Origin of the sequence: Propioniciclava soli, assembly GCF_014858005.1 — a bacterium.
Classification (GTDB): Bacteria; Actinomycetota; Actinomycetes; order Propionibacteriales; family Propionibacteriaceae; genus Propioniciclava; species Propioniciclava soli.
Window position 1 is genome coordinate 94,523 of sequence record NZ_JACYOT010000016.1, and the last position, 26,839, is coordinate 121,361.

A 26,839-nucleotide genomic window follows, 5' to 3' on the forward strand; every position below is an offset into this window, starting at 1 on the left:
CGGTCACCTTACGGGGCGCAGGGCCGCACGCTCAGCGGCCGAGCCGGGCGTGGTGGCGGCGGCGGACGACGCGGAACGTCCACAGCTTGTTGACCACGAAGTTGATCGGCATGACGAGCACGATCTGGATGAGCTGGGCCCAGTAGAGGCGCTTGGTCCACCACGGGCCGTCGTCGGTGAAGAAGCCGGCACTGAGGTAGAGCGGGGAGTTCTCGTTGCGGAGGGCGAACAGGATGACGAAACCCACGAGCTGGGCCGCCGCCCCCACCGTGAGGAACGGGAGGAGCTCGGTCAGGAACGGGGCGCGCGCGCCCTGGTGCCGAAACGTCCAGGCGCGGTTCGCCAGGAAGTTGACGAGGTTGGCCACCAGGAACGCGATGCCGGCGTACACGATGTAGTAGCGCAGCGCCCGATCGGTGCCCGGAACCGGGATGAAGGCATCGGTGTCGGCCACCCCGAACACGTGGACGCCGATGTTGTGGCAGAGCGCCACCACCAGCAGGTTGACCGCGACGCCGGACGCGCCCACGAGCCCGAACTTCACGAACTCGCGCGCGCTGTTGCCCCAGCGGGTGTTGAGGCTCTGCCAGGTGCTCACGAACACGAGATCCTATCCCCGCCCCGCTGTGGCTGGCATGTGGGGCACCTGTGGGAACTGCGGTTGGTGAACGCCTCCCGCACGATGGGCGTGCCACACCGGCGACACGGCTGACCGGTGCGGCCGTACACGTCCAACGACCGGTCGAAGTATCCCGACTCGCCGTTGACATGGACGTACAGCGCGTCGAACGAGCTGCCCCCCTGGGCCAGGGCCTCGGTCATGACCGCGCGGGCGACCTCCAGCACGCGGCGCACGGACGCCGCCCCGAGCGTCTCGGCCGGGGTCTCGCCGTGGACGCCGGCCCGCCACAGCGCCTCGTCGGCGTAGATGTTGCCGATGCCGCTGACCACCGTCTGGTCGAGCAGCACCCGTTTGATGGCGCTGCGCTTGCCTGCGACCCGCTCCACCACGGCGTCGAGATCCAGCTCAGGATCGAAGAGGTCGCGGGCGATGTGGGCGATCTCGCGGGGCAGCTCCGCCCCGTCTGTGGCCAGCGAGAGGCCACCGAACATGCGCTGGTCGACGAAGCGCAGCTCGCTCCCGCCCAGGTCGACCACCACGCGCGCGTGCTTCTGCAAGGGGGCGCCGGGGGCGTCCACCCGGAACTGGCCGCTCATGCCGAGGTGCGCCAGGACGGCGTCGCCGTCGGTCAGCGGCAGCCACAGGTACTTGCCGCGACGGCGCGGCACGGCGAACGTGCGCCCCACCAGGGTGGCGGCGAAGGCGTCCGCACCGGCGAGGTGCCGCCGGACCGGGCGGGGGTGCAGCACCCGGACCGCCTCGATGCGGCGTCCGGTCACCACGGGTTCGAGACCCGCCCGGACGGTCTCGACCTCCGGCAGCTCAGGCACGGGGGCTCGCCACCGGGCTCAGACGGTCTCGGTGACGGCGAAGGCGGCCGTCAGCGCCGCGTGCGCCTGCTCGGCCGCGCCCTGCTCGGCCATCTTCTTCGAGCGTGCCACGGACGCGGGGAAGTTCGAGTCGCCGACGATCGCGACCGCCTCGAACCGCTTGTCGTGGTCGGGGCCGGTGGAGGTGTGGGAATAGCGGGGAACCGGGAGGCCGTGCGCCGCGCACAGTTCCTGCAGCGCGGTCTTCCAGTCCATCGTGACCCCGGTCGCCGTGGCCTTGGCCACCAGCGGATCCATGATGTGGTGGACGAAGGAGTCGGCGGCGTCGCGGCCCCCGGAGAGGAACACCGCGGCGATGAGGGCCTCGGTCGCATCGGCGAGGATCGAGTCCTTGTCGCCCCCGCCCGTCGAGCTCTCGCCCTTGCCGAGCAGCAGGTGCGCGCCCAGCCCCATGCTGCGGGCGACATCGGCCAGCGCGTAGGTGTTGACCACGGCCGATCGCTTCTTCGCCAAGACGCCCTCGGCGTCGTCGGGGTACAGCCGGTAGAGGTGCTCGGTGACGACGATGCCCAGCACGGCGTCGCCCAGGAACTCCAGACGCTCGTTGTGGGGCGTGCCGCCGTTCTCGTAGGCCCAGGAACGGTGCGTCATGGCAAGCCGGAAGAGCTGGGGATCGAGATCGATCCCCAGCTCGCTGAACGTCTCCAACACGCGGCTCGGCGCCGCGGAGGTCACGACTCGACGACCTGCCGACGCGCGCTGCGCGGCCCGTACTGCCCACAGCTCGGGCAGGCGGTGTGGGGCAGGTGCTTCGCACGGCAGGCGGCGTTGGCGCAGGTCACCAGCGCGGGCGCCTGCGTCTTCCACTGCGCGCGACGGGCACGCGTGTTGCTGCGAGACATCTTCCGCTTGGGAACAGCCACGTCAAACTCCTCGGTTCGTGGGGCCGGAGCCCCTCATTCGTCCTTCTCGTCGTCACCCCAGCCGGCCAGGCTCGCCCATCGCGGATCGACGGACTCCTCGTGGCCGTGGTCGGGATTGTCGTTCAGGTTGACTCCGCAGACGGAGCACAACCCGGCGCAATCGGGCCGACACAGCGGGATGAACGGCAGTTCCAGCACCACCGCGTCCCGCAGCAGCGGTTCGAGGTCGATCATCTCGGCCTCGACGCGGCTGGCCTCGGCATCGTCGGGGTCCACGCCCGGGAAGAGAAACAGTTCCTGCAGGTCGACCTCGGCCGAAGCGTCGATCGTCGTCAGGCACCGAGCGCACTCCCCGCGCAGCTGGACGCCGGCGGTTCCGGTGGCCAGGACCCCGTCCCCCACTCCCTCGAGCGTCAGGTCGAGGTCGATGGGTGCCGAGGTCGGTACTGCGATCACGTCGTTGCCGATGCCTTCTGGCGCCGGAACCTCGTGCGCAATCTCCTTGACCGACCCCGCGTGGTGCCCGAATTCGTGAATGTCGAACACGAGCGCGGAACGCGGATCGATGGAGCGAGCCATGAGAGAACTCCTTCACCTGGGCACGACAACGTCATCACCGAGGGTCAACCTTACCTGCCCCGCCCGTCGCCGTCCAACCAGACCTGCGCCCCTGGGCGACCCCACGCGGGCCTCGACGCGTCAGCCCGCCACCTTGGCCCGGATGCGTCGATGGACGCCCTCGGGCACGAACTGACCCACGTCGCCGCCGAGCCGCGCGATCTCGCGGACCATCGTGGAGCTGATGTGGGCAACCGCCGAGGAGGTGGGCAGGCAGATCGTCTCGATGCCCGTCATGGCGTGGTTCATCTGCGACATCTGGAGTTCGAACTCGAAGTCGCTGGCGAATCGCAGCCCCTTCACGATGACGTCCACCCCCTCGTCGGCGCAGAAGTCGACGAGCAGCCCCGAGATCGGCTTCACGGTGACGTTGGCGAGGCCGCCGGTGGCCTCGGCGAGGATCGCGACGCGCTCGTCGGGGTCGAACAGGTAGTTCTTGGCGCTGTTGCGCCCGACTGCGACGACGACGTCGTCGAAGAGCGCTGCCGCGCGCGTGATGATGTCGAGGTGGCCGAGCGTGGCCGGGTCGAACGAGCCGGGGCAGATCGCCCTCACGCGTCCTCCTTGGTTGCGAAGTACAGGGTCGTCTCACCGTAGCGCCGATGCCAGCGACGCCCAAGGACGTCCGGCCACGCGAAGGGGGCGTCCCGGGTGGCCCGCTCGGCCACGACGAGCCCGTCCTCGGCGAGCCACGCCTCCACCACGCGCTCCACCTGGGCGGTCAGCGTGGCATTCGCCACGTCGTAGGGCGGGTCGAACCACACGATGTCGAAGGGGCTCCCCTGGCCGGCGCCGTCGCCGGCCAGATGCGTGTCGACCGAGGCGGCCACCACGGTCACGTCCAGACCCGTGGTGCGCACGTTCCCCCGAGCGAGGTGCGCCGTGGCGCGGTCGCGCTCGACCGCGGTCACGGGAGCGGCCCCGCGCGAGGCGGCCTCCAGCGCCACCCCCGCCGTCCCGGCGTAGAGGTCGAGGAAGCTGAAGCGGTCCAGCATCGTCTCCGCCGGCTCCCCGGTCGTGCCCGCCCAGTCGGCGATCAGGTTGAAGGCCGACTCACGCACCCGGTCCGACGTCGGGCGAGTACGGGCGTGGGCCGGGGTGGCGAGCTTGCGCCCGCCGGCCCGGCCGGCGATGATCCGGCTCATTTCCGTCAGGGTAGTCGCCCGTCCCCCTCCCCACGTGCTCCTCACGTCCCCCGGTGTCAGCAGCTGCCCTCTCCGCACCCCTCATCTCCGCACCCCTCATCTCCGTACCCCTCATCTCCACAACTCTTCTCCGCAACGCCGTGCGGGCTGCCCCCGGGGGCGGCACGATGGTTCCCATGAGCCCGCCTGACGCGAACCCGGTCACCTTCCTCGACGACGACGCAGCGTGGGACGAGTTGCGGACGCACGCCGTGGGGCGCCTCGCCGTGAGCCTGGGTGGCGAGCCCGAGATCTTCCCGGTGAACTTCGCCGTGGACGGCCGCTCCCTGGTCTTCCGCACCGCCGAGGGCAGCAAGCTGCTGGCCGCCACGCTCGGTGGGGTGGGCGCTCTGGAGGTCGACCGCTTCGACGACTCCACAGGCACCAGCGTGATCGCCCGGGGCCCCCTGGCCGAGATGGAGGGCGCCCAGGCCCTCGCACAGGCCGAAGAACTACCCCTGCGCTCGTGGGTCGGCACGGTCAAGTCGCACTACGTCCGGCTGGACGTGACCCAGATCAGCGGTCGCCGCTTCACCTTCGGAGACGCTCCGGAGGATTTCCACCCCCTCGGCTGACGGCCCGCCCCTCCCCCCGCTCCCCGGGCCACTCCACCGGGGAGACTGTCGAACTGATCCAACAACGGATCACTTCGACAGTGCTGTGGGCGCACAGACCCGGCCAGGAAAGTGCTGGGTGGCCGTCGCAAAAAACTGTCGGACCCGAGCGGCAGACTGCCCACATGGACACCGACGACGTTCCCGCCACCATTCGGCGCGTCCGGCGCGAGGCCGACCTGAGCCAACGTGGTCTCGCCCAGGCGCTCGGGGTTGGCCAGGCCACCATCGCACGGTGGGAAACGGGGCAAACCGAACCGACCATCTCGCAATACCGCCGGCTGCTGGCACTGGCGGACATCACCGTGACGCTCACGGCGCCCGTGGAGCGAGCGACGCGACCCCTGACGTGGGAAGCCCCGCGCGACCGGGCCGGTCGGCTGCGCCCGGCCCACCTCGACCTGATCGATGATCGCGACGCGTTCAGTGGGGAGCCCTGGATCCGTGCTCCGCACCGCCGCGGGCGCGACGAGCGCCGCAGGCGCACCGGGATCCGGCCCGACGACCACCCCGCGCTGACGGATCTGGTCGAGCAGCGCGCCGCGCGGGCCGCGGCCAACCGCGCACGGCTGCGGGAGTTCATGGCGGCCAGCCCCGGAGCGACGGCGCCGCGCAGCAGCTGGGTGATCCCGCACACCCAGCCGCCACCGTGGACCTGAGCCCGCACGGACGTGACGCCCGAGGGCTGACGATTGCCGGGTCAGGCCCGCTCGATCCACTCCCCGCCGGCCAGGAGGTTCGTCTGCGCGACGGCATCGGCGAACCCGGGCGTGGCGCACTCGGGGTCGCGGACGACCGCCTCGTCGGCCACCCCGCGGGCGGCGTCGATGAGGTCGGCGTGGTCGAGCACCCGCAGGAGCCGCAGGGTGGAGCGTCCACCGGACTGGTGGGCACCGAGCACGTCGCCCTCGCGGCGTTGCGCCAGATCCAGCTCGGCGAGGGCGAAACCGTCCCGGGTGCCTGCGACGGCGGACAGGCGCACCCAGGCGTCCGACTGCGGATCGGCGTTGCTGATCAACAGGCACACCCCGGGATGCTCGCCGCGCCCGATCCGCCCCCGGAGCTGGTGGAGCTGGCTGATGCCGAACCGGTCGGCGTCCCAGATCACCATCATCGACGCGTTGGGCACGTCGACGCCGACCTCGATGATCGTGGTCGAGACGAGCACGTCCACCTCGCCGGCGACGAAGGCCGCCATGGTCGCCTCCTTGGCGTCGGCGGCCATCTGGCCGTGCAGCACGGCGAGGCGCCGGCGCTCCAGCGGGCCGAGGGCCAGCCGCTCGGTCAACCACAGGACGCCGCCGGGGCTGCCGTCCGCGCCGATCCGCGGCGCCACGACGAACACCTGGCGCCCCTGGGCGACCTCCTCGTCGACCCGCTCCCACGCCCGCTCCACCCACGTCGGTCGCGTGAGGCCGTTGACGACGGTGGTGGTGACCTCGGCCCGGCCTCCGGGGATCTCCGTCAGCGTGGACACGGACAGGTCGCCGAACACCGTCATGGCGACCGATCGGGGAATGGGCGTGGCGGTCAGCACCAGCACGTGTGGCTTGGAGGCGGAGCGGTCGGTCAGACGCGCCCGTTGCTCCACGCCGAAGCGGTGCTGTTCGTCCACGACCACGAGCCCCAGGTCGGCGAACGAGATCTGGTCGGCCAGCAGCGCGTGCGTGCCGATCACCAGACCGGCCTCACCGGACGCGATCTTCAACAGCGTCGCCCGCCGCTGCGCCGAGGGGGTCGAGCCCGTGAGCAGCACCACGTCCGTGGCGGCGTCCGGGGCACCGAGCACGCGGCCCCGCCCCAGCTCCCCCAGCAGCCCTGTGATCGTGGCGTGGTGTTGCTGGGCGAGCACCTCGGTGGGAGCGATCAGGACGGCCTGCCCCCCGGTGTCGACCACGGCCAGCATCGCCCGGAGCGCCACCAGTGTCTTGCCCGAGCCCACCTCACCCTGCAGCAGCCGCTGCATGGGCTGGTGGCGGGCCAGGTCGGCAAAGATCTCCTCACCGACCTCGGCCTGCCCGTCGGTGAGCCGAAACGGCAGGCGGGCGTCGAAGGCGTCCAGCAGGCCGTCGGGACGCCGCACGCGGGGGCCCGCGGACTGCCGGGCATTGTCCGCGCGGCGGTAGGCCATGGTGAGCTGGGTGGCGAACGCCTCGTCGAACAGCAGGCGGCGGCGTCCGGTCTCGACCTCGCCGAGCGAACCGGGGCGGTGGACGAAGGCGAAGGCGTCCGCGTGCCCACACACGCCGGAGCGATCGAGGACCCAGGCGGGCCACGGATCCTCCGTCTGGCCGAGGGTGGCCAGCGCGAACCGGACGCACTCGGCGATCTTCCAGGTCGGCAGCTTCCCGGTGGCCGGGTAGAGACCGACGATGCCGGAGCGGGAGAGCTCGGCGATGCGCTCCTTCTCCTCCGAGTGGCCCACGACCTTGCCCGCGGCATCCAGCATGACGAAGGCGGGATGCGTCATCTGCGGTTGGTTCTGGAAGCTGCCGACCTTGCCGACGAAGATGCCGCGGACGCCCATCCTCAGCTGCGCCTGCCACCACCCCACGACGTGGTCATTGCCGAAGAACGTGACCCGGAGGCGCCCCTTGCCGTCGGTGAGGACGACCTCGAGGCGGGCGCTGCTGCGCCGCCGGCCCGTGGGGGCGGACTGGTTGCGTTTGATGTCGGTGGACGCCACCTTGGCCATGACGGCGACGTGCTCGCCCTCCTCAAGGGTGGCCAGGTCGGTGAGCTCGGTGCCGCTGAGGTAGTGACGCGGCAGGTGGCGCAGGAGGTCACCGACCGTCTCGACCCGCAGCGCGGCGAATTCCTTCGCGGTCTTCGCTCCCAACACCGAGTCCGCGGCCGCGTTCAACTCCGCGAACGCGGCGGTGCGCCAGCCGTTGAGTGGTTCCACGCCCCCGATCCTAAACGGCGGCTCCGACAGGTCGGGCATGCAAAAGGACCCGCCGGAGCGGGTCCTTGGTGCGTGCGGGCGGCAGGTGCGCTGAGGTCAGCGCGCGACCTTGCCGGCCTTGATGCACGAGGTGCACACGTTCATCCGCTTGGTGCCCCCGTTGACCACGGCGCGCACGCTCTGGATGTTCGGGTTCCAACGGCGGTTGGTCTTCTTCTTCGACCAAGGCACATTGTGGCCGAAGGTCGGCTTCTTGGCGCAGACGTCGCACACGGCGGCCATGGCTGATCTCCTTGCAATTGCGGGTGGCGCAGGGCGCGCCTCGAACCCGACGGGAAAACGGAACCTGACCATGATAGCCGAGGGCCTCGGCGAGGCGAAATCGCGGACGTCGGGTCAGGTCGACAACACCACGGGGACGATCATCGGCCGGGCGCGGTACGCCCGGCTCACCCAGCGCCCCAGCCGGCGGCGCATCAGCTGCTGGAGCTGGTGGGTGTCGTCGGCCCCCTCGGTGAGCGCGTCGCGCAGGGCGCGGGCGATCTCGGCGGAGATCTCGTCGAAGAGACCCTCCCCGTCCACGAAGCCGCGGGCCGTCACGATCGGCCCCTCGACCAGCTCGCCCGAGTGCAGGTTCACCACGGCGATCGCGGAGATGAAACCCTCCTCGCCCAGGATGCGCCGGTCGTCGAGCTGGGAGTCGCCCACCGCGTCCACCGTGGTGCCGTCCACGAACACGTAGCCGGACTCGAGGCGTCCGACCACGCGGGCCTTGCCGTCGCGCAGGTCGACCACGGCGCCGTCCTCGACGATGACGGTGTTCTCGCGCGGGACGCCGGTCGCGATGGCGAGCTCGCCGTTGGCCACCAGGTGGCGCACCTCGCCGTGCACCGGCATGACGTTGCGGGGCTGGACCAGGTTGTAGCAGTACAGCAGCTCGCCCGCGCTGGCGTGCCCGGAGACGTGGACCAGCGCGTTGCCCTTGTGGACGACCTTCACGCCGTTCTTCACCAGCCCGTTGATGACCCGGTAGACGGAGTTCTCGTTGCCCGGGATCAGGGAGCTGGCGAGCAGCACCACGTCGCCCTCCCCCGCGGTGATGACCGGGTGCTCGTGGTTGGCGATCCGGGCCAGGGCGCTGAGCGGCTCGCCCTGGGAGCCCGTCGAGATGATGACGACCTTGTCGTCGGGGTACTTCTCGAGGTCGTCCAGCGCGATGAGGGTGTTGCCCGGCACGTTGAGGTAGCCGAGCTGCGCGGCGATCGTCATGTTGCGCACCATCGAGCGGCCCACGTAGCAGACCTTGCGGCCGTGGCGGACGGCCTCGTCCATCACCTGCTGCACGCGGTGCACGTGGCTGGCGAAGCAGGCGACGATGAGGCGTCCGCTCGCATGGGAGAACACCCGCTCCATGGCGGGCTGGATGTCCTTCTCCAGCGTGGTGAAGCCGGGCGTCTCGGCGTTCGTGGAGTCGACCATGAACAGGTCGAGACCCTTCTCGCCGACGCGGGCGAAGCCGCGCAGGTCGGTGAGGCGTTTGTCGAGGGGCAGCTGGTCCATCTTGAAGTCGCCGGTGTGCAGGACGGTGCCCGCGGCCGTGGCGATGTGGACGGCGAGGGCGTCCGGGATGGAGTGGTTGACCGCGAGGAACTCGAGATCGAACCCACCGGCGGACGTGGTGGAGCCTGCCGCCATCTCACGGAGGTCGAAGCCCCGGATGCGGTGTTCCTTGAGCTTCTCGCGCACCAGCGCCAGGGTGAGCTTGCTGCCGTAGACGGGGATGTCGGGGCGCCGCCGCAGCAGGAACGGAACGGCTCCGATGTGGTCCTCGTGGCCGTGGGTGAGCACGAGGCCGACGACGTCGTCGAGACGGTCGTCCAGCAGGTGGAGTGCCGGCAGGATGAGATCGACACCCGGGTGGTTCTCGTCGGGGAACAGCACGCCGCAGTCCACCAGCAGGATCTCGCCGTTGATCTCGAACGACGCCATGTTGCGTCCGACGTCGCCGAGACCCCCCAGGGGGATGATCCGCAGGGTGTCGGGGCGCAGCTTCGGGGGCGTCTTCAGGGCTTCTCGCACCCGACCACTCTAGAGGGTGCGGGACGGCCCGGATCGCTGCGCCCCACCGCGACGGGTCCTAGGATGGGGTCACCCTGCAGCCATCGGAGGACGGCATGGACACCGGCCACGGAGCACTCGTCATCACCCTCTGGGAGCGCTACGGCTCGAACATGGACGCCGTGGCGTCCGCACTCGCCGAGCGGCTCGGACTGGCGCTGCACGCGCAGGCGTACTCGTCGGAGAGCATCGAGGTGGCGGTTGAGGAGCGCGAGCACCAGGGGCCGTTGGCGCGGTTCGTCCGCGACTTCGCGCCCGCGAGCTACGCCCCCAGCGGGGCCGCTGCGGCGGCGTCCCTCGAGGTGGAGAGCAGCTACGCGCGGATGGCGGTGGAGTCCGCCGCCGAGGTGGAGGCGCTCGCCGCGCGGGGCGGGGTGATCCTGGGGCGCAACGGGCAGTTCGTGCTGCGGCACCGCCCGAACACGCTGCACGTGAAGTTGGACGGGCCCGTGGCGGCGCGGGTGGCGCTGGCGGCGCGGGTGGCCGGCATCACACCGGAGCGGGCGGCGAAGCGGCAGCGGATCGAGGACGACTTCCGTGCCGGGCTGTCGCGCAAGCTGTACCGGTTTGACCCGCGCGCCAACGAGTACTACGACCTGGTGGTGAATGGCGCCCTGTGGCCGACGGAGGTCACGGTGGGCGTCATCGCGGCCGCGGCGAAGGCCAAGCTGGGCTGAGGTGCGGCGCCGGGGTGCCGGCTGCCGGCTGCCGGCTGGGGGCTGGGGGCTGGGGGCTGGATCGGCGCTGGATCGGCGCTGGCTAGGATGTCGCCGTGACCGACGCGCCCCGCACCGCCGACTCCTGCCGTCTCGCGCTGCCGAGGGAGGCCGAGCGCCTGGCCGCCATCCAGCGGCGGAGCTGGCAGCAGCTGATGCCGCCCGACGTGGCCGCGCACATTCTGGGGTCGGTCGATCTGGAGACGATGGCCCAGTCGTGGGCCGCCGCGATCACACGCCCGCCGCTGGCGAGCATGCGGGTGCTGGTGGCGATCGCGGAGGGTCGGCCGGTGGGTTTCGCGGCGCTGGGCCCGTCCGACGACGAGGACGCGCATCCGGGCAGCGACGCCCTGGTGGCCGAGTTCATCATCGACCCGCCGGCGCAGCGGCAGGGGCACGGGTCGCGGCTGCTGAACGCCGTGGCCGACACCCTGCGGGCCGATGGGTTCGCGAGGGCGACGTGGTGGGTGCGCTCCACCGACGATCCGCTGCGCCGCTTCCTGGAGTCGGCGGGCTGGGGAGCCGACGGCGCCCACCAGTCGCTCGGCACGTCCGATGAGGCGGCCACAGTGAAGATGATTCGGATGCACACCGCCCTCTCCGACTCCTGACGCCGCCCCGGAGGCGCGCCGACACGCTCACTTAGGTCTCAAACTCCGGTTCCGGTGCTGGAGTTTGAGACCCAAAGTGGAGTGTGAGTCGTCGCCCCCTCGAGCTCCGACCGCCGGCGCCCGGACGGAGCGACCCACCGGCGAGCGACGCCAGCGGCGTCCGCACTGCCACGGCACAGCACCCGGACGCCACGAGGCCCGCCCACACTCCACTTTGGTGCTCAAACTCCAGCTCCGGAACCGGAGTTTGAGACCTGAGTGTGCGTGTCGGCGGGCCTCAGGTGGGCGGGCGTCAGTTCACGTCGTCGTCGACCCAGTCGAACGTCCGCGTAACTGCCTTCTTCCAGTTGCGGTACAGGCGGTCTCGCTCGCCCTCGTCCATGGTCGGCTTCCAGCGCTTGTCCTCCGCCCAGTTGTCGATGACGTCCTGCTCGCCGTTCCAGAAGCCCACCGCGATGCCCGCCGCGTAGGCGGCACCCAACGCGGTGGTCTCGGCCACGACGGGCCGGACGACCTCCACACCGAGCTGGTCGGCCTGGAACTGCATGAGCGTCTCGTTGGCCGTCATGCCGCCGTCCACCTTGAGCTCGGCGAGCTCCACGCCGGAGTCGGCCTCCATGGCGTCCAGCACCTCACGCGTCTGGAAGGCCGTCGCCTCCAGCACGGCGCGGGCGATGTGACCCCGGTTCACGTAGCGCGTCAGACCGACGATCGCGCCCCGGGCGTCCGACTTCCAGTACGGCGCGAACAGGCCCGAGAACGCCGGCACGAAGTACGCGCCGCCGTTGTCGTCCACCGTGGCGGCCAACTCCTCGATCTCCGGCGCGGAGCTGAACATCTTGAGGTTGTCGCGCAGCCACTGCACCAGCGATCCGGTGACGGCGATCGACCCCTCGAGCGCGTAGATCGGCTTGTTGTCGCCGATCTTGTAGCACACGGTGGTGAGGAGGCCGTTCTTGCTCGGCACCTTCTCCTCGCCGGTGTTCATGAGCATGAAGTTGCCGGTGCCGTAGGTGTTCTTCGCCATGCCGACCTCGAAGCAGGCCTGCCCGAACGTCGCGGCCTGCTGGTCGCCCAGGATGCCGGCGATCGGCACGTCCCCCAGCAACCCGCGCGCGCGCCCGCGGCCGTACTCCTCCGACGACGAGCGGATCTGGGGCAGCATCGACATCGGGATGCCCATGTCCGCCGCGATCCCGGCGTCCCAGTCCAGCGTGTCGAGGTCCATCAGCATGGTGCGCGAGGCATTGGTGACATCGGTGACGTGCACGCCCCCGTCCGTGCCACCGGTCAGGTTCCACAGCACCCAGGAGTCCATCGTGCCCATCAGCAGATCGCCCGCCTCGGCCTTCTCGCGGGCCCCGTCGACGTTCTGCAGGATCCACATCACCTTCGGCCCGGCGAAGTAGGTCGCCAGCGGCAGGCCGACCTTGGCCTTGTACTTGTCGTCGTCGCCGCCACCGAGTTCCTTGCAGATCTTGTCGGTGCGCGTGTCCTGCCAGACGATCGCGTTGTACACCGGCTCCCCGGTGTTCTTGTCCCACACCATCGCCGTCTCGCGCTGGTTCGTGACGCCGACGGCCACGAGGTCGTCCTTGTTCAGCGACGCCTTGGCCAGCGCCTCGGCGACCACCTCGCGAATGTTGTTCCAGATCTCCTTCGGGTCGTGCTCCACCCAGCCGGCGCGCGGGAAGATCTGCTCGTGCTCCTTCTGACCGGTGGCGACGATCTGGCCGCCGTGGTCGAAGACGATGGCCCGCGAGCTCGTGGTGCCCTGGTCGATTGCGAGAACGTACTTGTCAGCCATGGTGTTCCTTCCACCTCATCGTGTGTTGGCTCAAAGGGTTGGCTCAGTCGGTTGACTCAGCGTGAGAGGTGCGTGCCGGACGCCGCGGCGTCCGGCCCGCAGGGTCGTGCAGCAGGTCAGGGGTCACAGGCCCATCGGCAGCAACACCCGGGCGAGCACACCGGCGAGCACGCCGCCGATGATCGGGCCGACGACCGGGATCCAGGCGTAGCTCCAGTCCGAGCCACCCTTGTTCGGGATCGGCAGGACGGCGTGCGCGATGCGCGGGCCGAGGTCGCGGGCCGGGTTGATGGCGTAGCCGGTGGGCCCACCGAGGGAGATGCCGATGCCGACCACCAGCAGCGCGACGCCCAGGGCACCGAGCCAACCGAGGTTGACGACCGGGGTGGCACCGAAGAAGCGGCCGGCGCTGGCGGACAGCACCACGAACACCAGCACGAACGTCGCGATGGCCTCGGTCACGAGGTTCCACAACGGGTTGCGGATCTCCGGGCCGGTCGCGAACACACCCAGCTTGGCACCCGCCGGGGCCTCGTCGTCGAACTGCTTCTTGTACGCCAGCCAGCACAGCACGGCGCCGATGAACGCGCCGAGCATCTGTGCCGAGATGTAGGTCAGCGTCGACACCGCGTCGACGGGGACGCCCTCGACGTACTGCGTCGCGCCCGAGGCCAGGATGCCGAGCGTCACCGCAGGGTTGATGTGCCCGCCCGAGGCGTAGGAGACGAGGACGCCCGCGAACACCGCGAGGCCCCAGCCGAAGTTGACGTGGAGGAAGCCGGTCCCCGCACCCTTGTTGCGGGGCAGGATGTTGTTGGCCACCACGCCGCCACCGAGCAGGAGCAGCATCGCCGTCCCCACGGTCTCGGAGAGGAAGATGGTTCCGAGCACGAGCTCTCACTTTCCGGCACCACCGTGGTGCCTTGTTCCGTGCCCCCGGTCCCGGGGGCGCCTTCTCAGTGGGGGTGAACACCGGACGCCGCAGGCGTCCGATGGCCTCACAATGCCGAAGGAACCACGTCCTCGGCCTCGACACGCCGGGCGGATGCCTCGGCGTCCGTGGATTCGGACTGCGCTGCGACCTCCGCCGCTGCCCGCTCCCGGTAGTTGGACTTCTCCGTCTCGACACGCTCGTCGTCCCACCCGAGGATCGGCGCGGCGACCTCGGCCACCTCGTCCACCGCGGACGCCCCGCGGTCGGGCGTCGTGGAGTTCAGCCGGATCCGCTGGATCAGGATGTCCTCGAGGTGCAGCGCGCCCTCGTAGCGGCACGCGAACGCGACGTCGGCACGCAGGTACCACGGGGACGCCCCCAGCGGCCGGCCCAGCGACGGGTCCTCGTCCACGAGCGCGAGGAGCGCGGGCAGTTCCGAACCGTAGCGGTCAAGCAGGTCGGCGACCAGGTCGGCGTCCCAACCGTACTGCTCGGCGATCGCATCGGCACGGCGCGCGAACGCGCGGTAGCCGTCCGCGCCGAGCAGCGGCACCTCCTTGGTGATCGACGGCAGCTGCTTGGCCCGCGCGCCGAGGGCCAGGTCGACGGCGTCCGCGGCCATGACCCGGTAGGTGGTGTACTTGCCGCCGGCGATCACGACGAGCCCGGGGGCGGCCTCAAGGGTGGTGTGCTCGCGCGACACCTTGGCCGACTTGGCCTCGTCGGAACCCACCGGCTGCAGCAGCGGCCGCAGGCCGGCATAGGTGCCGATGATGTCCTCGCGCGTCAGGTTGGCGCTCAGCACGGCGTTGGCGTGGTCGAGCACGTAGTCGATGTCCGCCGAGGTGGGCACGGGGTGCTTGAGCTGCTCGTGCCAGGCGGTGTCGGTGGTGCCGATCACCCAGTAGCGCCGCCACGGGATGATGAAGAGCACGGACTTCTCCGTGCGCAGGAACATGCCGGACCGCGCCTTGATCCGCTCCCGCGGCACGACGATGTGGATGCCCTTGCTGGCGAGCACCTTCAGGCCCTTGTCGGTCTTGGCGTAGGCCTGGGTCGTCTCGGTCCACACCCCGGTGGCGTTGATCACCGCGCGCGCGGCGATCTCGAACTCCCGGCCCGACTCGAGGTCGACCACCCGGGCTCCGGTGACGCGGCCCGAGGCGTCCTGCAGCAGCCCGACCACCTGGGTGCGCGAGACGGCACGCGCGCCGTGGCGCACCGCACTGCGGACGAGATTGACGACGAACCGCGCGTCGTCCACCCGCGCGTCGTAGAACTCGATGGCGCCGATCAGGGCGTCGTCGCGGACGTCGGCGAAGTGCTCCTTGGCGCCGGCCTTGCTCAGGTGCTTCTGGACGGGCACGGTCTTGCGTCCACCGGCACCGGCCACGGCGAGCACGTCATAGAGCCCGACGCCGACCGCGGAGTACGCGCGCTCGATCACGCGCTGCTTCAGCGGCCAGAGGAACGGCTGGGCCTTGACGAGGTGCGGGGCCAGCGTGGTGAGCAGCCGCCCGCGCTCGGCGAGGGCCTCGGCCACCAGCGCGAAGTCGAGGTTGTAGAGGTAACGCAGCCCACCGTGGATGAGTCGGCTGGAGCGGCTGGACGTGCCGGACGCCCAGTCCTGGGCCTCGACGATCCCCACCTTCAGGCCGCGCGTGGCGGCGTCCAGCGCCGACCCGGCGCCGGTGACGCCCCCGCCGATGACGAGGATGTCGAGGGTTTCGGAGGCGAGGGCCTCGAGGTCGCGCTCGCGCTGGTCGGGATTCAGGGTGGGGATGGTCATGCGGTCTTCTCCTCGGTGAGCAACGTGCCATGGCTACGACAACGCGCCCATCCTTGCCCGACCTGCACGGATGTGTCACGCTTCTGCACATACGTGCAGGAGGAGGGTGGTGACGTGAACGCCCGTGACGACCAGATGTACCTCGCCGCCACCGGCTACTACGTGCGCGGTGAGACGATGGACGGCATCGCCCGCGAGCTCGGTGTCTCCCGCTCGACCGTGTCGCGGCTGCTGGCGGACGCGCGCGCGTCCGGCCTGGTGCGCATCAGCATCGCGGACGCCGTGGGATCGCGCTCCCCGATCGCGCGCGAGCTGGGGGACGCCTTCGGGGTGACGGTGCACCTGGTGACCGTGCGCGGCACCAGCCCGGTGGTCGCCCGCATCGACGAGGTGGCCCAGCGTGCCGCGCGGCTGCTCGCCGAGGTGGTCGATGACAACCAGCTCATCGGCGTCGCGTGGGGCGTCACCGTGGCCGCGCTCACCCACCACCTCCCGCGCCGGGCGCTCTCGGGCACCTCGGTGGTGCAGATGAACGGTGGCGCGACCCCGACCTCGTCGGGCCTGCCGTACGTCGGTGAGATCCTGCAATCCATCGGCGACGCCTTCGACAGCCAGGTGACGCTCTTCCCCGTGCCCGCCTTCTTCGACTACGCAGCAACGAAGAAGGCGATGTGGCGGGAGCGGTCCGTGCAGCACGTGCTCTCCCTGCTGGCCGAGCTCGACGTGGCCGTTTTCGGCGTGGGCTCGCTGACCGGGAGCATCCCCTCCCACGTGTACGCCGCGGGGTACCTCGACCGCGCCGAACGCGAGTCGCTGCTGCGCCACGGCGTGGTGGGCGACATCTGCACCGTGCTGCTGCGCGAGGACGGGACGTACTCCGACATCGAGGCCAACCAACGCGCCACCGGGCTCACCCCCGCCGAACTGCGCCGGGTGCCGCGCCGCATCTGCGTGGTCGCCGACCCGCAACGGGCCCCGGCCGTGCTCGGCGCCCTGCACGCCGGCGTCGCGACCGACCTCGTCATCGACGACCTCACCGCCCGGGCCGTGGTGCGGCGAATGTGACGCCGGACGCCGCGGCCGCGGCCCGGCCGGGCGACAAGGGAGTGCACCCGATGGCAACCCACGCGCCGTGACGAACCGACCGATATGGTTGAAGCATGAACAACTCACCGCAGGAGCACACCACGGGGGGCCAGTACTCGAGCAAGGGCAAGGCGTTCGAGCGCGACACCCAGTACATCACCACCCGCGTCTGCCGCGAGCCCGGCGAGGGCGACCGCCCGGTCGAGGCCGGCCGCTACCGGCTCGTCGCCGCCCGGGCCTGCCCCTGGGCCAACCGCACCCTCATCGTGCGGCGCCTGCTGGGCCTGGAGGACGTCCTCTCCGTCGGCATGCCCGGGCCCGTGCACGACGCCGAGAGCTGGACCTTCGATCTCGACGAGGGCGGCGTCGACCCCGTCCTCGGCATCCACCGGCTCAAGGACGCCTACCTCGCGCGCTTCCCCGAGTACACGCGCGGCATCACGGTGCCCGCGTTGGTCGAGGTCGCGACCGGCGAGGTCGTCACCAACGACTACGCCCAGATGACGCTCGACTTCTCCAGCGAGTGGGCCGAGTTCCACCGCGACGGCGCCCCGGATCTCTACCCCGAAGCGCTGCGGGCCGAGATGGACGAGGTCATGCAGCGCATCTACACCGAGGTGAACAACGGCGTGTACCGCTGCGGCTTCGCCGGCAGCCAGGAGGCCTACGACGCCGCCTACGACCGGCTGTTCGCCGCCCTGGACTGGCTGGAGGAGCGGCTCGCCGACCGGCGCTTCCTGATGGGCGACACCATCACCGAGGCCGACGTGCGGCTGTTCACGACGCTGGTGCGCTTCGACGCCGTCTACCACGGCCACTTCAAGTGCAACCGCAGCAAGCTCAGCGAGATGCCCGTGCTGTGGGCCTACGCCAGGGACCTGTTCCAGACCCCCGGGTTCGGCGACACGATCGACTTCGAGCAGATCAAGCAGCACTACTACGTGGTGCACACCGATCTGAACCCGCTCCAGATCGTGCCGAAGGGCCCGGACGCCGCCGCGTGGCTCACCCCGCACGGGCGCGAGAGCCTGGGCGGGCGGCCGTTCGGGGACGGGACGCCCCCCGCGCCGGTGCGTCCGCAGGAGCGTTCGCCGCACCCGGCCATCTGAGCGGGACCGGCGGGTGGCGGGCCAGCCCGCCCCCGCCACCCCACCGCGCTAGCCGTTCGGCAACGTCACGTCGGTGCCGGTGAGATCCACGAGCAGGCCTTCCTGCGTCGCGGTGATGGCCGTCACGTCGATGGCGTGGGGCAGGTCGAGGGAGACCGGCTGCCACACCGTGTCGACGAGCGCGGCGACGGCCTGGTCGGGGATCCGGACGCCGGCCACGTCCACCTCCGGTGCCTCCAGGCGCACCGTCTGCGTGGCGGCGTCCACGACCGGGACGGCCGTCACCGTCCCGGTGAGGTTCATGCCGAGAACCCGGAACGAGCCGCTCGAGCGAATGCGGTCGCCGTCGGCGTGGGTCACCTCGACACCCGCCAGCGCGCTGAGGTCGGAATAGTCGAGCCGCGTCGTGCCGGTCAGCCCGGCGGCCCGCACGGCGTCGGGGGCCAGGGCCACGTCGGTGAGGCGGGCCGTCAGGTCGTGGGCGACGACCGGGCCGGTGGCCAGCTCGAACGGAACGGACTCGGCGGTGAGCTCCATCGCCGGGAACTCCTGGCGCACCGCGTACCACGCGATGGGGAACCCCTCGACGCTGACGTCCCCGCCCTCGACCGCCAGGGCCCCTTCCACCTCCCTGAGCGCCTCGGCCTCGATGCGTTCGCGGATCGGCGCGTCGAACACGTACACCGCCCCGACGAGGAGCGCGCCGAGCACCAGCACGGAGCCCACGATCCACGCGAGCGCCTTCACGAGCCGATCCCCAGGATGCCCTCGATGCCGACGGTGAGGCCGGGTCGGCTCGCCACCGCACGCACCGCGGCCAGCACACCCGGCATGTAGGACGCCCGCGTGTAGCTGTTGTGGGTGATGGTGAGCCCCTCACCCTCGTTGCCGAAGATCACCTGCTGGTTGGCGAACAGGCCCCGCAGGCGGACGCCGTGCACCCGGATGCCGTCGACGTCCGCGCCACGCGCCCCCGCGTCCTGGGTGGTGGCGTCCGGTACCGGGCCCAGCCCCGCGTCCGCCCGGGCCGCCGCGATCCGGCGGGCGGTGGTGGCGGCCGTCCCTGAGGGGGCGTCCACCTTGTCGGGGTGGTGCAGCTCGATGATCTCGACCGACTCGTAGTGCCGGGCCGCCTCCTGGGCCCAGTGCATCATCAGCAACGCGCCGATGGAGAAGTTGGCCGCGACGATGACGTTCGCCCCCGAGCCGACGAACAGGTCCCGGACGGCGTCCAGCCGCTCGGGGGTGAAGCCCGTGGTGCCGACGACCGCGTGGATGCCGTGCTCCGCACACCAGGCGAGATTCTCCATCACGGCGTCCGGCACGGTGAAGTCGACCACCACGTCGGCGGACGCCGCCGGCGTCCGATCCTCCCCCGCGTCGAGGGCGGCGACCAGTTCCAGGCCGTCGGCCTCGCTCACGGCCCGGCACACCTCGGCGCCCATGCGCCCCTTCGCTCCGAACACGGCGACCAACATGTCGGCCATCCTAAGCGCCCGGACGCCCTGCCCACCCGCGGGTCGGCCGCGCGGGTGGCGTCCGGGCGTCGTTCGCCCTCCGTTCACACCGATGGGCGAAGATGGACGCATGCGCGATCCGAAGAACCTCGCTTGCTGGCTGACGGACAAGGACGGCGTGCTCGTGCACGGCGACACCGCGATCCCCGGCGCGAAGGAACTCATCGACCACTGGACGCGGCACGACACCCCCTACCTCGTGCTGACGAACGACTCGATCCAGACGCCGCGCGACCTGGCGGCCCGCCTGCACCGCGCCGGCCTCGAGGTGCCGGAGGAGAACATCTGGACCTCAGCGATGGCGACGGCCGCGTTCCTCGCCAACCAGAATGGCGACAAGACGGCCTACGTGCTCGGCGAGGCGGGGCTGACGACCGCGCTGCACGAGGCGGGGTTCGTGCTCACCGACCTCGACCCCGAGTTCGTCGTGCTCGGCGAGACCCGGGGCATGTCGTTCGAGCAGGCGACGCGGGCGATCCGGCTGATCCTGGGCGGGGCGCGGTTCATCGTGACCAATCCGGACGTCTCCGGGCCGGGCAACGGCGGCATCGTGCCGGCGACCGGGGCCTTCGCCGCCATGATCACCGCCGCCACCGGACGCAAGCCCTACATCGTCGGCAAGCCGAACCCGATGATGTTCCGCTCCGCGCTCAACCAGATCCAGGCCCACTCCGAGAGCACCGGCATGATCGGCGACACCATGAGCACCGACATCGTCGCCGGCATGGAGGCGGGCCTGCACACCGTGCTGGTGCTCACCGGCTCGACCCGGGCCGCGGAGCTCGAGTCGTTCCCCTACCGACCCTCGCGGGTGTTGGACTCGGTGGCCGACCTCCTGCCGCTGCTCACGGACGCTCCGTAGCGTCCACGAGGGCGTCGCGCACTTGCTTGCGCAACACCTTGCCGAGCATCGAGCGGGGCAACTCGTCGGTCACGACGACCTCGCGCGGCACCTTGTAGGCGGCGAGCTCCCGCTTGGCGAACGCCCGGACGTCCGCGGTCGTCGGTGCCGACTGGCCCGGCTCGACGACGACCACCGCGACCACCGTCTCCCCGCCTCCCGGGGCCGGGCGTCCGACCACGGCGACGTCGACGAGGGCGGGATGCCCGCGCAGGACGGCCTCGACCTCCGAGGGCGAGACGTTGAAGCCGCCGGTGATGATGAGTTCCTTGGCCCGGTCGGTGATCGTGGTGAAGCCGTCGGCGTCCTGCGTCACGATGTCACCGGTGCGCAGCCAGCCGCCCGGCAGGAGCACCCGCGCGGTCTCCTCCGGGTTCTCCCAGTAACCGCGGAACACCTGGGGGCCACGGATGAGGAGCTCGCCGTCGTCACCGCACGCCACCTCCCGGTCGGGATCCTCGGGGTCGACCACCTTCATCTCGGTGGAGGGGAACGGGATGCCGATCGTGCCCGTCCGGCGTCGGGAGGCGTCGAACGGGTTGCCCAGGGCCACGGGGGACGACTCGGTCATCCCGTAGCCCTCGACGAGCAGGCCGCCCGTGAGGGACTCCCACCGCTCGACGACGTCGTCGGTCAGGGCCATCGCGCCCGAGATGCAGAACTTGGCGCTGCTCAGGTCGACGCCGCGCTCCGCCGCCGCCTCAGCCGTCCGGGCGTAGATGGGCGGCACGGCGCAGTAGACGGTGGCGGGCGCCGTGCGCCAGGCCTTGAACACCAGGTCCACATCGAAGCGTGGCAGCAGCACGAGGTGGGCCTGCTTGCGGATGCCGTAGGTGAGGTAGAGCGTCATGCCGAACGCGTGGAACATCGGCAACAGCGCGTAGAACACCTCCCGGCGGTACTGCGCATCGTGCATCCACGCCTCACCCTGCAGCGCATTGCTGTGCAGGTTGCGGTGGGTGAGCATGGCCCCCTTCGGCTGGCCCGTGGTGCCGGAGGTGTACTGGATCGCGGCCAGGTCGTCCACCGCCGGGCGCGGGTGCGTGTCGGGGAGCGGGTCGTTCTCGAGGAGCCTGCGCCAGGGCAGCGCGCCGGGGGCGGGGCCGGACAGGGAGTCCCGCGTGGCGCGCAGGGCGGGAATCGGCAGCCGCAGCGCCCACCGGTTGACCAGCGGCATCGCCTCGATGAGGCTGACCGCCACGATGTGGCGCACCCCGAGGTCGCGCGGCAAATCGGCGATCTTCGCGACCGCGGCGTCCCAGGCGATGATCACCTCCGCGCGATGGTCCTCGACGAGATGGCGCAGCTCCGGCGCGGTGTAGAGCGGGTTGTGTTCCACCACCACCGCCCCGAGCCGCAGCACCGCGTAGAAGGCGACGACGTGCTGGGGACAGTTGGGCAGGATCAGCGCGACGCGGTCCCCCGCGCGGACGCCGAGCCGCGCGAGCCCCGCGGCGACGCGGTTGATCTGCTCGCCCATGGCCCGGTAGCTGGTGCGGCGTCCGAAGAAGTCCAGCGCGACGGCGTCGCCCGCCTCGCGCACCGACTCCTCGCACATGTCGACCAGCGAGGTGGTGGGAATCTCGATCTCCGCAGGGACGCCCGGCTGGTAGAACCGGACCCACGGACGCTCGTCGCGTCGCTCGTCGGGTGCCATGCCGCCACCCTAGCGAGCCGGCCGCCGGGGCAGCGGCGCGCGCGACCGGGGTGTGCGCCTCCCCCGGCCGGCCCTGCCGCCACCCTGCCCCAACCGTCGCCACCCTGCCGGACCCACCCTGCCCGAGCCCTCGCCACCCCGGCCGGACCCACCGCCCTGCCGGAACCGCCGCCACCCTGCCGGAACCGCCGCCACCCTGCCGGAACCGACGCCACCCCAGCCTTGCTCCACCACCCTGCCGTTGCAGCGGCAGGGTGGTGCAGAACGGACAGGGCGGTGGCGCGTGGGGCAGGGTAGCGAGTCCATCGGCAGGGTAGCGAGCCCATCGGCAGGGTGGAGGGCCCATCGGCAGGGTGGCGAGGCCGGCGCCAACGACGCTCGTCCTGGCCCGGAGCGTGGCACCGGGATCGCTCAGGCGGCTCGGGGCAGTCGGCGCCCGACGGTGAACGCGTGCCGGATGCGGGCGGCGAGATCACGGGGGCGGGACAGGTCCTGCCATCCCCAGCGGACGATCCACCAGTCCTCGGCCTGGATCAGGGCCTCGCGGCGCTTCTCGGCCATGACGACGTCCGCGGCCGTCCGCCCTGCCGGGACCAGCGGGCCATACTTCACGGCCCCGTCGAACTCGCCCACGGTGTTGCTTTCGTCCCACGCGAAGTCCACCGTGCCGACCACGCGGCCCGTTGCGTCCCGGATCTGCCGCTGCAGCGTCGGCGCCGGGATGCCCTCGAGGTGGAACAACGCCCGCGAGCGCGACTCCCCCACCGACTCGCTCAGCGGATCGGCGAGTTCCCAAGCGGTGCGAGCCCGGCGGACGCCACTGGTGCCCCGGGCCCGCGCCAACGCCTCGGCCACGCCGGCGGCGTCCACCCCCCGTCGCAGCACGACGTCCGCGGCGGCGACACCCCAGTCGAGGGGCTGGGTGCGCAGCAGATCCACCAGGGTGCGTTGCAGGGTGGTCACGCGGACGCCGTCCACCTCGGTGGCGTCGCTCGCCGGCACGTTGGCGTCCGACGCCACCAGCAGCGGCGAGCGTCCGCCGTGGGACGCACCGCGAATCACGGTGACGACCCCCAGCCGCTGCACCGGCACGGGCAACCCGTGCAGCACCGCGGCCGACGTGTGGCTGACCACGGTCGACGCGCCGAGGTGCGGTTGGGTTGCGCGCACGAGGAGCCGGTGCAGCGTGGCGGCGTCACAGGGGGCGGACGCCTCGGACACGCGGCCGGGCACCCACAGATGCGCGCCCCGGCGCAGACGCACGAGCTCGCCGGACCGGATCATCGCGCGGATGCCCGTGGGGCCCAGGCCCAGGCGGTGGCCCAGCTCGTCGGTGGTGATCAGATGCGGTTCGTCCGTCATGGATCCCATCCGAGCACGTCAGGTCACCGCACACCATGGCCAGGTGTTGGCCATCCGGGGCCAGGTGTTGGCAGTGGTGGAGAACGGGGTGCCACCCTGCCGTTGGAGCCGCCACCCTGCCCTTACCGACGCCACCCTGTCCTTCTCCACGCCACCCTGCCCCAGACGCACCACCCCAGCGTTGCAACAGCAGGGTGGTGGGACTCGCATGGGGAAGCGATCCCAGCGACAGGGAGGCAACCCCAACGACAGGGTGCCGACCCCAACGACAGGGTGCCGACGCCAACCACAGGGAGGCTGCCCCGAACGCCGAGGACGCCGCCCCCGCGGGGTCGACCGCCCCCGGACGCGGCGATGCCGGGCCACCGAACGGTGACCCGGCATCGCCGAGGGGGTGATCAGGCCTCGGCCGGAGCCTCGTCCTTCGACTCGCCAGCGGCCTCCGCCTTGGCCTCCACGACCGGGATCAGCGACAGCTTGCCGCGATCGTCGATCTCGGAGATCTCGACCTGGAGCTTCTGGCCCACGCTGACGACGTCCTCGACGTTCTCGACGCGCTGGCCGTTGTTCAGCTCGCGGAGCTTGCTGATGTGCAGCAGGCCGTCCTTGCCGGGCATGAGTGAGATGAACGCGCCGAACGGCATGGTCTTCACGACGGTGCCGAGGTAGCGCTCACCCTTCTCGGGCATGGTCGGGTTCGCGATGGCGTTGACGGCCGAGCGGGCGGCCTCCGCGGCCTCCCCGTTCGTCGCCCCGATGTAGATCGTGCCGTCGTCCTCGATGGAGAGGTTGGCGCCGGTGTCGTCCTGGATCTGGTTGATCACCTTGCCCTTGGGCCCGATGACCTCGCCGATCTTGTCGACCGGGATCTTCACCGTGATGATGCGCGGCGCGAACAGGCTCATCTCGTCCGGGGAGTCGATAGCCTCGCTCATCACGTCGAGCAGCGTGTGGCGCGCCTCGCGGGCCTGCAGCAGCGCCGCGCCGAGCACGTCGGCGGGGATGCCGTCGAGCTTGGTGTCGAGCTGCAGGGCGGTGACGAACTCGCGCGTGCCGGCGACCTTGAAGTCCATGTCGCCGAGGGCGTCCTCGGCGCCGAGGATGTCGGTGAGCGCGACGTAGCGCATCTCACCGTCGATCTCCGCGCTCATGAGGCCCATCGCGATGCCCGCGACCGGCGCGGCCAGCGGCACACCGGCGTTGAGCAGCGAGAGCGTCGAGGCGCACACCGAGCCCATGGACGTCGACCCGTTCGAGCCGAGCGCCTCGGACACCTGGCGGATCGCGTACGGGAACTCCTCGCGCGAGGGCAGCACGGGCACCAGGGCCCGCTCGGCCAGCGCGCCGTGGCCGATCTCGCGGCGCTTCGGCGACCCGACGCGGCCGGTCTCACCGGTCGAGTAGGGCGGGAAGTTGTAGTTGTGCATGTACCGCTTCGTCGTCTCCGGCGCCAGCGTGTCGAGCTTCTGCTCCATGTCGAGCATGTTCAGCGTGGAGACGCCCAAGATCTGGGTCTCCCCGCGCATGAACAGCGCCGAGCCGTGCACGCGCGGGATCACGCCGACCTCGGCGCTCAGCGTGCGGATGTCGCGGGTGCCGCGGCCGTCGATGCGGACGCCCTCGGTGAGGGTCTTGCCGCGCACCACCTTCTTGGTCAGCGCGCGGAACGCACCGGTGACCTCCTTCTCGCGGCCCTCGAAGCGGCCACCGACCTCCTGGCGGACGGCGGCGAGCAACTCCTCGGTGGACGTCTCGCGCTCCACCTTGCCGGCGATGCTCATGACGGCCTGCAGGCGCTCGCTGGCGGCGTCCGCCACGGCGGCGTAGACGTCGTCCTCGTAGTCCTTGAACACCGGGAAGACGCTCATGGCCTTGGGCAGCTGGTTGGCCAGCTCGATCTGCGCCTCGCACAGCGCCTTGATGAACGGCTTGGCGGCGTCGAGGCCCTCGGCGACGACCTCTTCGGTCGGCGCGGTCTTGCCGGAGCGCACGAAGTTGACGGTGCTCTCAGTGCCACCGGCCTCGACCATCATGATCGCGACGTCACCGTCGGGCAGGACGCGGCCGGCGACGGCCATGTCGAACGTCGAGTCCTCCATCTGCGCCACGGTCGGGAAACCGACCCACTGGTCACCGATGAGCGACACGCGGATGCCACCGACCGGGCCGGAGAACGGCAGGCCGGCGAGCGTGGTGGACGCCGAGGCGGCGTTGATGGCCAGCACGTCGTAGCGCACGTCGGGGTTGAGCGCCATGACGGTGACGACGACCTGGACCTCGTTGCGCAGGCCCTTGACGAAGCAGGGGCGCAGCGGGCGGTCGATGAGGCGGCAGGCGAGGATCGCGTTCTCGCTGGGGCGCCCCTCGCGGCGGAAGAACGAGCCGGGGATGCGGCCCGCAGCGTACATGCGCTCCTCGACGTCAACCGTCAGCGGGAAGAAGTCGATCGCGTCACGCGGGTTGTTCTGGGCGGTGGTCGCGCTCAGCAGCATCGTGTCCTCGTCGAGGTACACGGCCGCCGAGCCGTTCGCCTGCCGGGCCAGCAGCCCGGACTCGAAGCGGACGACGTGCTTGCCGTACGAGCCGTTGTCAATGACGGCCTCCGTGAAGCGGAGGTCAGGTCCCTCCATGGCCATGGAGTGTTTCCTTTCGTGGGTGCCCACCCGCGCCGGCCAGGGATCGGTCTTCGATCGAGGCCCTCGGGCCCCGCCGGCGCCCACCGCACGGTGGGGCCTCGCGTCCCGGGAGCCACTACCGAGGACCGCAGGCATGGGCCAGGTGAGCAGTGGACAGGTCTTCAGTTGTACTGATCTTCAGTCGTGCTGATCTTCAGTTGTGCTGGGCGGACGCCGTGCGTACCACCCGGGTGCGTGGCGGACGCCGTCGGCGTCCGGGAACCACGCTAGCGGCTGGACATGGCTGAGAGGGAGTGACCGCGCGGTCACTCCCTCCCAGGTTCAGTCCAACCTCACCGACGCAGACCGAGGCGGGCGATCAGCGAGCGGTAGTGCTCGATGTCCTGCTTCGCCACGTAGTTCAAGAGGCGGCGACGCTGGCCGACGAGCAGCATGAGGCCGCGGCGGCTGTGGTGGTCACCCTTGTGCTCCTTGAGGTGCTCGGTCAGGTGCGCGATGCGCTTGGTCAGGAGCGCGATCTGGACGTCGGGGGAACCCGTGTCGCCCGGCTTCGTCGCGTACTCCTCGATCGTGGCCTTCTTCGTTGCGGCATCCATGTGCTGCTCCCCTCGTCCGTTGCGCGGCGCCGGTCCCGGTGTGGGTGGCTCTCTTGATCCGCGGGCGTCCTGACGCCAAGGGTCCACTCTACCGGACGCCGGCCGCACCGGCCACTTGGCGCCTCCGGCTCCCCATTCCGGGTTCCTTGACGCGCCCCGGGGGGCTGAGTAGCTTTCTTCAACACCTCCCCCCAGCCAGTGAGGCCCCATGAACACGCTGCTCGTCGCCCGCGTGGCGTCCCTCCCCGGCTGGTTGCCTGCGGCGCTCCCCGGCTGGTTGCCTGCGGCGCTCCCCGGCTGGTTG

General features: G+C 71.0%; 26 protein-coding genes. 7 read left to right on the forward strand and 19 right to left on the reverse strand.

What is annotated here, in order from left to right:
• Window positions 1–31: 31 nt before the first annotated feature.
• The 7 genes from IFY26_RS14645 to IFY26_RS14675 form a co-directional block, all read right to left on the reverse strand.
• The gene (locus tag IFY26_RS14645; protein ID WP_232549740.1) at window positions 32–598 is read right to left on the reverse strand and encodes a GtrA family protein; all 567 of its coding nucleotides are present in this window, start codon (window positions 596–598) and stop codon (window positions 32–34) included.
• Window positions 595–1,452 (reverse strand): bifunctional DNA-formamidopyrimidine glycosylase/DNA-(apurinic or apyrimidinic site) lyase, encoded by an 858-nt coding sequence (mutM, locus tag IFY26_RS14650; RefSeq protein ID WP_232549741.1) that lies wholly within the window; start codon window positions 1,450–1,452, stop codon window positions 595–597. The genes IFY26_RS14645 and mutM overlap by 4 nt, the downstream gene beginning before the upstream one ends.
• Window positions 1,453–1,470: 18 nt before the next feature.
• Window positions 1,471–2,187, reverse strand: a complete 717-nt coding sequence (gene rnc / locus IFY26_RS14655) for a ribonuclease III (protein ID WP_232549742.1) — start codon at window positions 2,185–2,187, stop codon at window positions 1,471–1,473.
• Window positions 2,184–2,375, reverse strand: a complete 192-nt coding sequence (rpmF, locus tag IFY26_RS14660) for a 50S ribosomal protein L32 (RefSeq protein ID WP_232549743.1) — start codon at window positions 2,373–2,375, stop codon at window positions 2,184–2,186. The genes rnc and rpmF overlap by 4 nt, the downstream gene beginning before the upstream one ends.
• A gap of 33 nt (window positions 2,376–2,408) precedes the next feature.
• Entirely contained in the window at window positions 2,409–2,954 is a 546-nt protein-coding gene (locus tag IFY26_RS14665; protein ID WP_232549744.1) for a YceD family protein, read from the reverse strand.
• Window positions 2,955–3,074: 120 nt separating this feature from the next.
• Complete coding sequence (coaD, locus tag IFY26_RS14670; protein WP_232549745.1) at window positions 3,075–3,548, reverse strand: pantetheine-phosphate adenylyltransferase; 474 nt, start codon at window positions 3,546–3,548, stop codon at window positions 3,075–3,077.
• A complete protein-coding gene (locus IFY26_RS14675; RefSeq protein WP_232549746.1) occupies window positions 3,545–4,138 on the reverse strand; it encodes an RsmD family RNA methyltransferase in 594 nt (197 codons plus the stop codon). Before IFY26_RS14675 ends, coaD begins: the two co-directional genes overlap by 4 nt.
• Before the next feature lie 176 nt (window positions 4,139–4,314).
• Here IFY26_RS14675 and IFY26_RS14680 point away from each other — a divergent pair, with 176 nt between their 5' ends.
• A complete protein-coding gene (locus IFY26_RS14680) occupies window positions 4,315–4,752 on the forward strand; it encodes a pyridoxamine 5'-phosphate oxidase family protein (RefSeq protein WP_232549747.1) in 438 nt (145 codons plus the stop codon).
• A 164-nt stretch (window positions 4,753–4,916) separates the two neighbouring features.
• Window positions 4,917–5,450, forward strand: coding sequence for a helix-turn-helix transcriptional regulator (locus IFY26_RS14685; protein ID WP_232549748.1), 534 nt, complete (start codon window positions 4,917–4,919; stop codon window positions 5,448–5,450).
• A gap of 41 nt (window positions 5,451–5,491) precedes the next feature.
• Here IFY26_RS14685 and IFY26_RS14690 read toward each other — a convergent pair whose 3' ends face one another.
• The 3 genes from IFY26_RS14690 to IFY26_RS14700 all read right to left on the reverse strand — a co-directional run bounded on the left by IFY26_RS14690 (window position 5,492) and on the right by IFY26_RS14700 (window position 9,775).
• Window positions 5,492–7,696: an ATP-dependent DNA helicase RecG gene (locus tag IFY26_RS14690; protein ID WP_232549749.1), complete on the reverse strand. Its 2,205-nt coding sequence runs from the start codon at window positions 7,694–7,696 to the stop codon at window positions 5,492–5,494.
• 96 nt (window positions 7,697–7,792) lie between these two features.
• Window positions 7,793–7,978 carry a 50S ribosomal protein L28 gene (gene rpmB / locus IFY26_RS14695; RefSeq protein WP_232549750.1) on the reverse strand — a complete coding sequence of 62 codons (186 nt, stop codon included), beginning with the start codon at window positions 7,976–7,978 and terminating at the stop codon, window positions 7,793–7,795.
• A gap of 114 nt (window positions 7,979–8,092) precedes the next feature.
• Window positions 8,093–9,775 (reverse strand): ribonuclease J, encoded by a 1,683-nt coding sequence (locus IFY26_RS14700; protein WP_232549751.1) that lies wholly within the window; start codon window positions 9,773–9,775, stop codon window positions 8,093–8,095.
• Between the two features lie 95 nt (window positions 9,776–9,870).
• On the opposite strand from IFY26_RS14700, the gene IFY26_RS14705 reads away from it, so the two are divergent.
• Window positions 9,871–10,491 carry a cytidylate kinase family protein gene (locus IFY26_RS14705; protein WP_232549752.1) on the forward strand — a complete coding sequence of 207 codons (621 nt, stop codon included), beginning with the start codon at window positions 9,871–9,873 and terminating at the stop codon, window positions 10,489–10,491.
• A gap of 95 nt (window positions 10,492–10,586) precedes the next feature.
• Window positions 10,587–11,141 (forward strand): GNAT family N-acetyltransferase, encoded by a 555-nt coding sequence (locus IFY26_RS14710; RefSeq protein ID WP_232549753.1) that lies wholly within the window; start codon window positions 10,587–10,589, stop codon window positions 11,139–11,141.
• A 292-nt stretch (window positions 11,142–11,433) separates the two neighbouring features.
• Here the strand turns inward: IFY26_RS14710 and glpK are convergent, their stop codons facing one another.
• The 3 genes from glpK to IFY26_RS14725 all read right to left on the reverse strand — a co-directional run bounded on the left by glpK (window position 11,434) and on the right by IFY26_RS14725 (window position 15,671).
• Window positions 11,434–12,948, reverse strand: coding sequence for a glycerol kinase GlpK (gene glpK / locus IFY26_RS14715; protein WP_232549754.1), 1,515 nt, complete (start codon window positions 12,946–12,948; stop codon window positions 11,434–11,436).
• Between the two features lie 123 nt (window positions 12,949–13,071).
• Window positions 13,072–13,839 (reverse strand): MIP/aquaporin family protein, encoded by a 768-nt coding sequence (locus IFY26_RS14720; protein WP_332836201.1) that lies wholly within the window; start codon window positions 13,837–13,839, stop codon window positions 13,072–13,074.
• A 107-nt stretch (window positions 13,840–13,946) separates the two neighbouring features.
• On the reverse strand, window positions 13,947–15,671 hold the full coding sequence (locus IFY26_RS14725; protein WP_232549755.1) for a glycerol-3-phosphate dehydrogenase/oxidase: 1,725 nt from the start codon (window positions 15,669–15,671) through the stop codon (window positions 13,947–13,949).
• Between the two features lie 114 nt (window positions 15,672–15,785).
• Between IFY26_RS14725 and IFY26_RS14730 the strand changes: the two genes are divergently transcribed.
• Complete coding sequence (locus tag IFY26_RS14730; RefSeq protein ID WP_232549756.1) at window positions 15,786–16,736, forward strand: sugar-binding transcriptional regulator; 951 nt, start codon at window positions 15,786–15,788, stop codon at window positions 16,734–16,736.
• Between the two features lie 95 nt (window positions 16,737–16,831).
• Window positions 16,832–17,866 (forward strand): glutathione S-transferase family protein, encoded by a 1,035-nt coding sequence (locus IFY26_RS14735; protein ID WP_232549757.1) that lies wholly within the window; start codon window positions 16,832–16,834, stop codon window positions 17,864–17,866.
• 48 nt (window positions 17,867–17,914) lie between these two features.
• On the opposite strand, the gene IFY26_RS14740 is transcribed toward IFY26_RS14735, so the two are convergent.
• Entirely contained in the window at window positions 17,915–18,613 is a 699-nt protein-coding gene (locus IFY26_RS14740) for an LmeA family phospholipid-binding protein (RefSeq protein WP_232549758.1), read from the reverse strand.
• Window positions 18,610–19,344 (reverse strand): 4-hydroxy-tetrahydrodipicolinate reductase, encoded by a 735-nt coding sequence (gene dapB / locus IFY26_RS14745; RefSeq protein ID WP_232549759.1) that lies wholly within the window; start codon window positions 19,342–19,344, stop codon window positions 18,610–18,612. The genes IFY26_RS14740 and dapB overlap by 4 nt, the downstream gene beginning before the upstream one ends.
• A gap of 109 nt (window positions 19,345–19,453) precedes the next feature.
• On the opposite strand from dapB, the gene IFY26_RS14750 reads away from it, so the two are divergent.
• On the forward strand, window positions 19,454–20,245 hold the full coding sequence (locus tag IFY26_RS14750) for an HAD-IIA family hydrolase (RefSeq protein ID WP_232549760.1): 792 nt from the start codon (window positions 19,454–19,456) through the stop codon (window positions 20,243–20,245).
• On the opposite strand, the gene IFY26_RS14755 is transcribed toward IFY26_RS14750, so the two are convergent.
• The 4 genes from IFY26_RS14755 to rpsO form a co-directional block, all read right to left on the reverse strand.
• Entirely contained in the window at window positions 20,229–21,941 is a 1,713-nt protein-coding gene (locus IFY26_RS14755) for a long-chain-fatty-acid--CoA ligase (protein WP_232549761.1), read from the reverse strand. The genes IFY26_RS14750 and IFY26_RS14755 overlap by 17 nt on opposite strands.
• 411 nt (window positions 21,942–22,352) lie before the next feature.
• A complete protein-coding gene (locus tag IFY26_RS14760; RefSeq protein WP_232549762.1) occupies window positions 22,353–23,303 on the reverse strand; it encodes a type IV toxin-antitoxin system AbiEi family antitoxin domain-containing protein in 951 nt (316 codons plus the stop codon).
• A gap of 398 nt (window positions 23,304–23,701) precedes the next feature.
• Window positions 23,702–25,933, reverse strand: a complete 2,232-nt coding sequence (locus IFY26_RS14765; RefSeq protein WP_232549763.1) for a polyribonucleotide nucleotidyltransferase — start codon at window positions 25,931–25,933, stop codon at window positions 23,702–23,704.
• A 338-nt stretch (window positions 25,934–26,271) separates the two neighbouring features.
• A complete protein-coding gene (gene rpsO / locus IFY26_RS14770; RefSeq protein ID WP_232549764.1) occupies window positions 26,272–26,535 on the reverse strand; it encodes a 30S ribosomal protein S15 in 264 nt (87 codons plus the stop codon).
• Window positions 26,536–26,839 lie beyond the last annotated feature (304 nt).